The 8,915-nt window shown below is 43.2% G+C and carries 10 protein-coding genes; 4 read left to right on the forward strand and 6 right to left on the reverse strand.

The window, feature by feature from the left end:
* Nucleotides 1-48 precede the first annotated feature (48 nt).
* The 4 genes from ccoP to ccoN are packed head-to-tail and all read right to left on the reverse strand — an operon-like array spanning nucleotide 49 to nucleotide 3,322.
* A complete protein-coding gene (ccoP, locus tag L1D50_RS01730; protein ID WP_239965383.1) occupies nucleotides 49-1,014 on the reverse strand; it encodes a cytochrome-c oxidase, cbb3-type subunit III in 966 nt (321 codons plus the stop codon).
* On the reverse strand, nucleotides 1,011-1,196 hold the full coding sequence (locus L1D50_RS01735) for a cbb3-type cytochrome c oxidase subunit 3 (RefSeq protein ID WP_099028747.1): 186 nt from the start codon (nucleotides 1,194-1,196) through the stop codon (nucleotides 1,011-1,013). Before L1D50_RS01735 ends, ccoP begins: the two co-directional genes overlap by 4 nt.
* Before the next feature lie 5 nt (nucleotides 1,197-1,201).
* Nucleotides 1,202-1,876 (reverse strand): cytochrome-c oxidase, cbb3-type subunit II, encoded by a 675-nt coding sequence (ccoO, locus tag L1D50_RS01740; protein ID WP_128726340.1) that lies wholly within the window; start codon nucleotides 1,874-1,876, stop codon nucleotides 1,202-1,204.
* A gap of 12 nt (nucleotides 1,877-1,888) precedes the next feature.
* A complete protein-coding gene (gene ccoN, locus L1D50_RS01745; protein ID WP_128726341.1) occupies nucleotides 1,889-3,322 on the reverse strand; it encodes a cytochrome-c oxidase, cbb3-type subunit I in 1,434 nt (477 codons plus the stop codon).
* 306 nt (nucleotides 3,323-3,628) lie between these two features.
* On the opposite strand from ccoN, the gene L1D50_RS01750 reads away from it, so the two are divergent.
* Together L1D50_RS01750 and L1D50_RS01755 are read left to right on the forward strand one after the other, a co-directional pair.
* Nucleotides 3,629-4,063 carry a hypothetical protein gene (locus L1D50_RS01750; protein WP_239965384.1) on the forward strand — a complete coding sequence of 145 codons (435 nt, stop codon included), beginning with the start codon at nucleotides 3,629-3,631 and terminating at the stop codon, nucleotides 4,061-4,063.
* Nucleotides 4,060-4,536, forward strand: coding sequence for a transcription elongation factor GreAB (locus tag L1D50_RS01755; protein ID WP_128726343.1), 477 nt, complete (start codon nucleotides 4,060-4,062; stop codon nucleotides 4,534-4,536). The genes L1D50_RS01750 and L1D50_RS01755 overlap by 4 nt, the downstream gene beginning before the upstream one ends.
* 22 nt (nucleotides 4,537-4,558) lie before the next feature.
* Here L1D50_RS01755 and L1D50_RS01760 read toward each other — a convergent pair whose 3' ends face one another.
* Complete coding sequence (locus L1D50_RS01760) at nucleotides 4,559-5,551, reverse strand: helix-turn-helix domain-containing protein (protein ID WP_239965385.1); 993 nt, start codon at nucleotides 5,549-5,551, stop codon at nucleotides 4,559-4,561.
* Between the two features lie 117 nt (nucleotides 5,552-5,668).
* On the opposite strand from L1D50_RS01760, the gene L1D50_RS01765 reads away from it, so the two are divergent.
* Entirely contained in the window at nucleotides 5,669-7,567 is a 1,899-nt protein-coding gene (locus L1D50_RS01765) for a beta-ketoacyl synthase (RefSeq protein WP_128726345.1), read from the forward strand.
* Between the two features lie 240 nt (nucleotides 7,568-7,807).
* Entirely contained in the window at nucleotides 7,808-8,017 is a 210-nt protein-coding gene (locus L1D50_RS01770) for a hypothetical protein (RefSeq protein ID WP_128726346.1), read from the forward strand.
* 58 nt (nucleotides 8,018-8,075) lie between these two features.
* On the opposite strand, the gene L1D50_RS01775 is transcribed toward L1D50_RS01770, so the two are convergent.
* A partial coding sequence (locus L1D50_RS01775) for a hypothetical protein (protein ID WP_239965386.1) occupies nucleotides 8,076-8,915 on the reverse strand: 840 nt, incomplete at its 5' end.

Below are 8,915 nucleotides of genomic sequence, written 5' to 3' on the forward strand. Positions count from 1 at the left end.
TCCAAATGGAGGCTTTTTTGATCTCAAATAATATACTAAAAGCTAAGCTTATTGGTCTTGTGATAGGCTATAAACATAAGCTGTTAGAAGATGTACTTTATCTTCACCTAAGATATCTTTCCACGCTGGCATTACACCTGCACGGCCGTGGCGAAGTGTGTCTTCAACTGCACGTTGAGAACCACCATATAGCCAGATATTGTCGGTTAAGTTTGGTGCACCAAATGGCAGATTATGTGCAACAGAGCCTTTGCCATCCATACCGTGACATGCGGCACACATTGCAAATTTAGCTTTACCTGCATCAGCGTCTTTCTGGTTAACCGTACGGCCGGAAAGGCTTAGCACATAGGCGGTCATCTCTTTAATACCTTGATCACCAAGCGCATCTTGCCAAGGTGGCATCGCAGCAACACGACCTTTAAGTAGTGTTTCTTTGATCTTGTCAGGTGTGCCACCATATAACCAGTCTTTGTCAGTTAGGTTAGGGAAGCCAGCACCACCACGAGCATCTGAGCCGTGGCATTGTGCACAGTTTTGCGAGAATAAACGCTGACCGATTTCAAGTGCTTCTTCATTTTTTGCAAGCGTTAGTACATCCTGCTTTGCAAACTCTTGGAAGATAGGACCAAAACGAGCTTCAGCTGCTTCAACTTCTTTATCAAGCTGTACCCACTGACCACTTTCATGTGCTTCAGCTATCGCATTTTTAGACTCAGCTAAGGTAGTAATACCTTGGTTAGAGCTCGTCCAGTTTAAGAAACCAGCGAAGTTACCAAGACCTGGATAAGCAGCCAGATAGTATACTGACCAAACAAACGTTGCGAAGAACATGTAAGTCCACCACTTAGGTAGTGGATTGTTTAGTTCCTCAATTCCGTCGAACTCGTGACCACAGCTTTCGCCTTCTTTGACACCCACATAGTTTTTCAGGTTCCAAATCAGCAGGCCGAAAATCAGAGCTAGACATGCTAGGGTTAGTACAATAACCCAAATACTCCAAAAGCTAGTCATTTTTCAGACTCCTTTTCCTCGTTAGAGATAGTGTTGTTGTGTTTTTTCTCGTCTTCAAAAATGGCATTAGCAGCGTCGTCGAAACGGCGCTTAGACCGCTTGCTATATGCCCACACAACAATCACTAAAAACAGTACCAAAATTACCAGAGTTAAAATGCCTCTGTATGTGCCGTAATCCATAACAATTACTTCAAATGTGTGCCAAGTTGCTGTAAGTAAGCGATAAGTGCTTGCATTTCTGTTGCACCTTCGCCATCGTTCATTGCATGGATTTCATCCACTTGCGCTTGTAGCTCAGCATCATCACCGTAGCCTTTGCCATTGTAGCGGTCTGACGACTTATCAATACCAAATGCATCACGGAACACTTGTAATTTTTTCAGAGTATAAGTGGTATCTACTTTCGTGCTATCAAGCCAAGGATAGCCTGGCATGTTTGACTCAGGTACCACAGAGCGAGGATCCATTAAGTGTGCGTAGTGCCAGTCGTCAGAATAACGCTGACCAACACGTGCCAAATCAGGACCCGTACGCTTAGAACCCCACTGGAATGGGTGATCCCATACTGATTCACCCGCTACAGAGTAGTGGCCATAGCGTTCAACTTCATCACGGAATGGACGAACCATTTGTGAGTGACAGTTGTAACAACCCTCACGGACATAAATGTCGCGGCCTTCCATTTCAAGTGCAGTTAGTGGGCGCAAGCCTTCTACTGGTTGAGTGGTATCTTTTTGGAACATTAGTGGAGTAATTTCAACTAGTGCACCGAAGCTAATCGCGAATACCGTTAAGATAGCCATCAGGCCAACGTTCTTTTCAACGATTTCGTGTTTGTTTGTTGAGTTGTTGTTGCTCATACTCAATACCCCTTAAGCCACTTGCGGGTTTGCATCAGTGGTAAGTTGACCACTTTTTGCAGTAACCGTACGGAACACGTTGTAAGCCATTACCAGCATACCGACTACGATGAACACACCGCCTAGGAATCGCATGATATAGAAAGGCTTAGAAGCTTCTAGTGACTGAACAAAGCTGTACATTAATGTACCGTCAGCGTTTACTGCACGCCACATCAGACCTTGCATTACACCAGAGATCCACATTGCAACGATATAAAGTACAACACCTACTGTGTGTAGCCAGAAATGTGTGTTAACTAGCTTGATGCTGTACATATTACCGTGACCAAATAGGGCAGGGATTAGGTGATAAATTGCACCGATAGAAATCATCGCAACCCAGCCTAGTGCACCAGAGTGAACGTGACCTACAGTCCAGTCTGTATAGTGTGAAAGGGCATTTACAGATTTGATAGCCATCATCGGGCCTTCAAACGTAGACATACCGTAAAACGATAGTGACACAACTAGGAAACGAAGTACTGGGTCAGTACGTAATTTATGCCAAGCGCCAGACAGCGTCATGATACCGTTGATCATACCGCCCCAAGAAGGAACGAATAGGATAACTGACATCACCATACCTAGAGACTGTGTCCAGTCAGGTAATGCTGTGTAGTGAAGGTGGTGAGGACCTGCCCAAATATATAGAGAAACAAGTGCCCAGAAGTGAACAACCGATAGACGGTAAGAGTAAACCGGACGACCAGCTTGCTTAGGTACGAAGTAGTACATCATACCAAGGAAACCTGCTGTAAGTAGGAAACCTACTGCGTTGTGGCCATACCACCACTGAACCATCGCATCTACTGCACCTGCGTAGATTGAATAAGATTTAGTAAGTGATACAGGGATAGCCATACTGTTTACAATGTGAAGTACTGCAACAGTGATAATGAAACCAGCGTAGAACCAGTTTGCTACATAGATGTGTGACACTTTACGCTTGATAAGAGTACCAAAGAATACGACAGCATAAGTAACCCATACTACCGCAATTGCGATATCAATCGGCCACTCTAGTTCAGCGTACTCTTTTGAAGAAGTCATGCCTAGAGGAAGCGTGATAGCCGCTGCTACGATAATGGCTTGCCAACCCCAGAAGGTGAATGTGGCAAGTTTGTCAGAGAACAGGCGCGTTTGACATGTGCGCTGAACAACATAGTAAGAGGTTGCAAATAGTGCACTTGTACCAAATGCAAAGATTACTGCGTTCGTGTGTAACGGACGAAGTCTAGAGTAAGTTAACCATGGAATGTCGAAGTTTAACGCAGGCCACGCAAGTTGCGCTGCGATAAATACACCTACACCCATGCCAACAATGCCCCAAATCACTGTCATGATAGCGAATTGGCGTACAACTTTATAATTGTACTCAGTTTGTGATGCTACTGTTTGGCTCATTTTCTGGATTCCGCTGCAATTTATTGCGATTAGAAATGAATTACCTGAATTACAGGCCCTAGTTATATTTCTTCAAGCCCGTCATGTTTTAACTCAAAAGAAGAGTGAAAACCTAACCAGCCCGAGAAACCTTTATTTTTGCGAGGAAATAATAATTTTTTTGCTTATGAAAAGATACCTAAAACGCCTAAAATTATGACATCAATCAAGTTTTCACGCGCTTTTTGCTCGCTTCTTAAGCAACCTAGCATTTGCCCTGAAACTTGCGTACACTGCGCAGGATTCAGAAGTGACGGTAAATCCCTCATGATTGCAAAGCAATTAACAATCGGGTTGCTAGGTGTTTTCCTCGTGGCCTGTTCAGACCCGACTATCATTATACATGAAAGTTCAGAAAAAAGTGAAAGTTCAGTAACAAGAAATGTCTGTAATTTTTCAGCGCCCTGTGATTTGACTCCACAAGTGCAGATTTATCTAGGCTCAGAGCTGGTTCAACCTGAAACAGAGTTTACCATTGGGCTAAAAAGTGCGACTAAAGTAGAGGTCGTTTCCGCTTGGCTTGAGGGAGAAAATATGAATATGGGGAGAATCCCGGTTTTCTTTGACAAAAATACACTGATAGCAAAAACCATGGTCGGTGTATGCACGGATAAATCTATGCGTTGGATTTTACGTTTAGCGCTAACCGTTAACGGCCTGTCTGTTACTACCAGTCACCCAATAGCTGTAAACTACCAATGAATAAATCTGTTTTTATCGAATATCTCAAATTTGCACTTGAACAAAAGCTGATTGAAGCCACTGAAGCGGCAAACAGTGCACGTGCTGACGCTACCCATGAACAAAGTGCAGCCGAAACGCAATACGACTCGTTGAGTATCGAGTATGGCTATTTAGCCGAAGGACAAAGTGAACGCGTTGATGCCATGCATTTGGCAAAACAAACGATATTAAATCAATTGACTCTAGCTGTGGGCAATACAATTACACATAATGCACTAGTTGAAATTGAAGACGAGCAGGGCGATTGTCATTGGTTCTATTTTGCGCCTTGCGAAGGCGGGCTAAAAATCCAATATAAAGAAACACCAGTGTTGGTGTTAACGTTTGATGCGCCCCTTGGCAAGCGCCTAAAAGGGTTAGCGGTAGACGAAGATATTTCGTTTTTCTTCAATGGCCAGCAGCAAACGTTAACTGTGATGCAAATACTGTAGAGTGGTTTAACCTAGGGCCTGTTTACGAGAACAATTTCTTTCTTACTATTGCCCGATATGTGCTTGGTGATTTTCCCATTAATTGCCTAAACACTCTGCTTAATTGCCCTTGTGAATTAAATCCAGAAGCGAGGGCAATATCTTGAATGGAGAGGTTACTGCTCGCGAGCAGCTCTTTGGACATTTCAATACGCACCTGTTGTAAGTAGGCAACGGCAGTTTGTCCTGTCGCTTGTTTAAAGCGGCGGTTAAAGGTGCGATAACTCAAATCAAATTGCGCCGCGACCGCGGGTAAAGAGATTTCTGATGCGGCATTATTTTTAAGCCAAAATTGAATTGCAGCAATTTGCTCGTCGGCATGACGGTCTACAGCACCTTCTAAGTAGCGCTGTTCTTCGTAAGGTTTACGAATTTCATGGGAAAAGTTTTGTTGAACATGGTGAGCTGCATCTATTCCGTAAAGTAATTCAATTATATGAACAATCACATCGGCCAGTGCATTTAAGCTGGCTACAGTGTAGATCCGCTCTGATTGAGTGATAAAGTAATCCGGTTTTAATTCAACATTGGGATATAGATGGGAAAACTGTTTAGCAAAATGCCAATGGGTCGTTGCTGAATGCCCGTCAATCAGGCCTGAATTTGCTAAAAAGCAAACACCCGTGCCAACACCTATCAATGTGCTTCCTGCCCCCCATGCATCCGCAAGTGACTCACTCAGCGCTTGGTTTTGTCTTACAATTGGTCGTGGATTTCGCCATATGCTTGGCACAATAATGTAGTCATACAAAGGCAATGAGCTAAAGTCACTTTGTGCTTCAAGTGTCATGTAATTATCGGCGTTGACTGCTTCGCCTTGGCTGCTGCAAAGTATAACTTCTAAAGGAACATAAGCCTCTTTTAGATGCACTTTAGCAAAGGCTTGTCCGGCTTTGAGCATTTCTAGCGGTAGGGTGACACTGGTAACGAGCATATGCTTGTAAAGCACAATGGCGACCTTTGTACAAGATTTCATCTGCTCCGACCTCTTTGATTTGGCGAAAAATGATTTATATGTGGCGTATTTTGTAAAAACTTAAATTAGAATGCAATTAAAATCAAGTCATTATCTTAGTTCAGAAGTAGGAACGACATGACAGCATTGCCAATTATTGTAGGAATGGGGGGGATTAACGCCGCGGGGCGCACCTCTTTCCATCAAGGCTACAAACGTATTGTACTTGATAAACTTAATGCTAAAGACCGACAAGAGACTTATTTGGGCCTTGCGAGTTTAATGAACTTAGTGCGTTATGAAGATGGCCACCTGATTGACCAAAACGACCAAGTCGTTCAAGAGGGGGAGGTTGAGTTGCGTTTTGGTGAGCAGATCTTAGCGGGAACGTTGATCCGTAAAATCGAAAAAAACCATTTTGATGTAGATGCGACTCCTTGGCAGCAAAAGCTCACAATGAAAGCAAATGATGACAGCAAGATAGTATTTAATTGTCGTAAACGTGACTTACCAGAGCCTGTTCCTGCAGCTTGGCAAGTGATTGAGCTTGATCCAAAAACGGTTGAAGTAACGATTGCGGACCAGATTGAAGTTAAGCATGATAGTCACAGAGATAACCCCATCAAGGCTGCGGGCCAATTACCAACCGGTTTTGAGCCATCTTTGATGTATAACAGTCGCTACCAGCCTCGTGGATTACAGGCGACCATTTTTGCTGCCACCGACGCTATCCGCTCAACGGGTCTTGAGTGGGATAAAGTGATGAATAGTGTGCGCCCAGATCAGATCGGAACTTACTCAGCCTCGGTTGTAGGGCAAATGAATGATGAAGGCTTAGGTGGTTTAGTGCGTAGTCGTTTACGTGGCGACAGAGTAAGCACCAAACAGTTAGCACTAGGCTTAAACACTATGTCCACCGACTTTATCAACGCCTATGTGACCGGAAGCGTTGGCACTACGTTTACGACATCAGGTGCCTGCGCTACGTTTCTATATAACCTTCGCGCTGCAGTGAATGATATTCAGGCTGGCTGTACTCGAGTGGCGATTGTAGCCAGTGTTGAATGTGCTATTACACCAGAGATCATCGAAGGCTTTGGCAATATGGGCGCACTTGCAAACGAAGAAGGCTTGCGCAAACTAGATAACACTGAGCATGTAGATTATCGCAAAACCAGCCGTCCGTTTGGTGAAAACTGTGGTTTTACCATTGGCGAAGGCGCACAAGTGGCGATTTTGATGGATGACGCCTTGGCACTCGAGCTTGGCGCGCAGATCATGGGCTCTGTGGCCGACGTATATGTCAATGCAGACGGCGTGAAAAAGTCGATTACGGCACCTGGACCTGGCAACTACATTACCATGGCAAAATCGGTCGCGCTAGCTCAGCAAATCGCAGGTACTGAGGCATTAACAAAACGCAGCTTTATTTTGGCACATGGTTCAAGTACACCACAAAACCGGGTTACAGAGTCGTTTATCTACCACAGAATTGCAGAAACCTTTGCGATTAATGGTTGGAAAGTGGCGGCGCCAAAAGCCTATGTTGGTCATACCATCGCGCCGGCGTCTGGCGATCAGCTTGCGATGGCACTTGGGGTGTTCGAATACAATATTATGCCAGGGATCACTACAATCAATGCAGTAGCAGAAGATGTTCACGCCGAGCATTTAGATATTCGTACCGAGCACTATGAGTGCGAGCCAATGGATATCGCCTTTATAAACTCCAAGGGCTTTGGTGGTAACAATGCAACGGCAACGGTATTTTCTCCGAAGTTTACGAAGCAGCTACTAAGCAAGCGTTATAGCCAAGCTGAGTTTGCAAGTTACGAGCAACAACTTGCCATTACAACACAAAGACAAGTTGCATATCAGCAAGCGGCCGATTATGGCCAATACGAGCTCATTTATCGTTTTGGCAATGGCATGATTGACGAGTCTGAATTGAATTTAAGCCAGCAAGAGTTAGCCATTCCTGGGTTCGAGCAAAGCATACAGCTTTGTCCAACGAATCCATACGGCGATTTAATCTGATGATTTGATACCAAGAATAATGTTAAGCAAGCAAGGCGTACAGGGAGTACGCCTTTTTTTGTGCCGTTTAATAAAAAGCCGTTTGTGCGTATGGTGGCTATGATTGTAGCTAAAAAGCAGCTATTTAGGTGTTATTGTTAATTTTGTTTGTGACTAAGTGTGTTTTTTGTTTTAAATATGTACTTCAGGTGGTAGTTTGAAGGTGAGAAATTGTTCTCAACTTTATTTAAGGATAGAAAAATGAAAATAACACTTAATAAGAAAAAAATAAAAAATTTGTCTCAACAGGCAGAGTTTAAAGGGCAACAGGCAACACCTTTGGTTGCAGGTGGGCAGGTTGATACATGGGGTAACTGTTCTTTTGGTTGTGATACTGCAATTTATTTAGGCTGTATGACAGGAGATAATTGTTATTCGGGTCGTAATGAAATTTGTATGCCTCCACATTGATCATGAATTAAAAAGCGAATGATAGAAGGCGGTCAACGCCTTTTATCTAATCGAGTTGTCACCATATATCTTCCACTTCAATACACCGCTTTGTGAGGTAGTCACAAACGTCATCTGTAAGTGCCCAGTCAATTCCCCGTAATTTATTAAGGTGAATTAGTTTATCGAGATCGGTCAATGAATTAACCTCAAAGACATCGTCTTCACCATCCCAATCCCAATATGGGATAAGGTGCTCGTATATCTCGTTTGCGCCGTCATAGGTTAATTCCGTAATTGTTTCTAAAAGTGTTGGCGGAATATATATCCCTTTCATATAGTTAGCTGCTTCAGGGATAATGTCATAAACTCGGGAAAGAGATATTTCTCGATGGTCATATTCTTGGACAAAATCTCTTAATATAAACTTAGGTGTTAATGTTTCTTGGACATACATCAATTCATTAATGACGAGTAATTTGAGATTGAAATCGTCAAATTGAGATTCACCACCTGTAGGCAATTGATAGGTTGCAGTATTGTTGTTGTGTAACAGTGTATTTAGGACCTCAGAATTCGTGGTGGGGTTATTTATTACTAATAGAGACCCTATTTGGTGCGCTCCTTTAGACCGTTTAAGTAATTTTGCCGTTTTGGTTGTGTCATCTAGGTCAAAAAAGTAATGAATAGCGAGAGATTTTTGTGCGCTTGTCCAATTTGAAATCATCGGAGTCAGATAGGTAATAATATTTTGCTGTAAGTGAGGCGAATAATCATCGACATCAAATAGATCATTAAATAAATAATGAGCTATCCCTTGGTAGTGTGGCTCATCCAAAGTAAGGATGTACCCATTGATTAAATCGGCCGCCACTTTGGCATGATTAGCCGGGCGCTTAAGTAGAGAAAGTAAAAATAT

It is taken from the genome of Pseudoalteromonas sp. Isolate6 (assembly GCF_022398435.1).
Classification (GTDB): Bacteria; Pseudomonadota; Gammaproteobacteria; order Enterobacterales; family Alteromonadaceae; genus Pseudoalteromonas; species Pseudoalteromonas galatheae.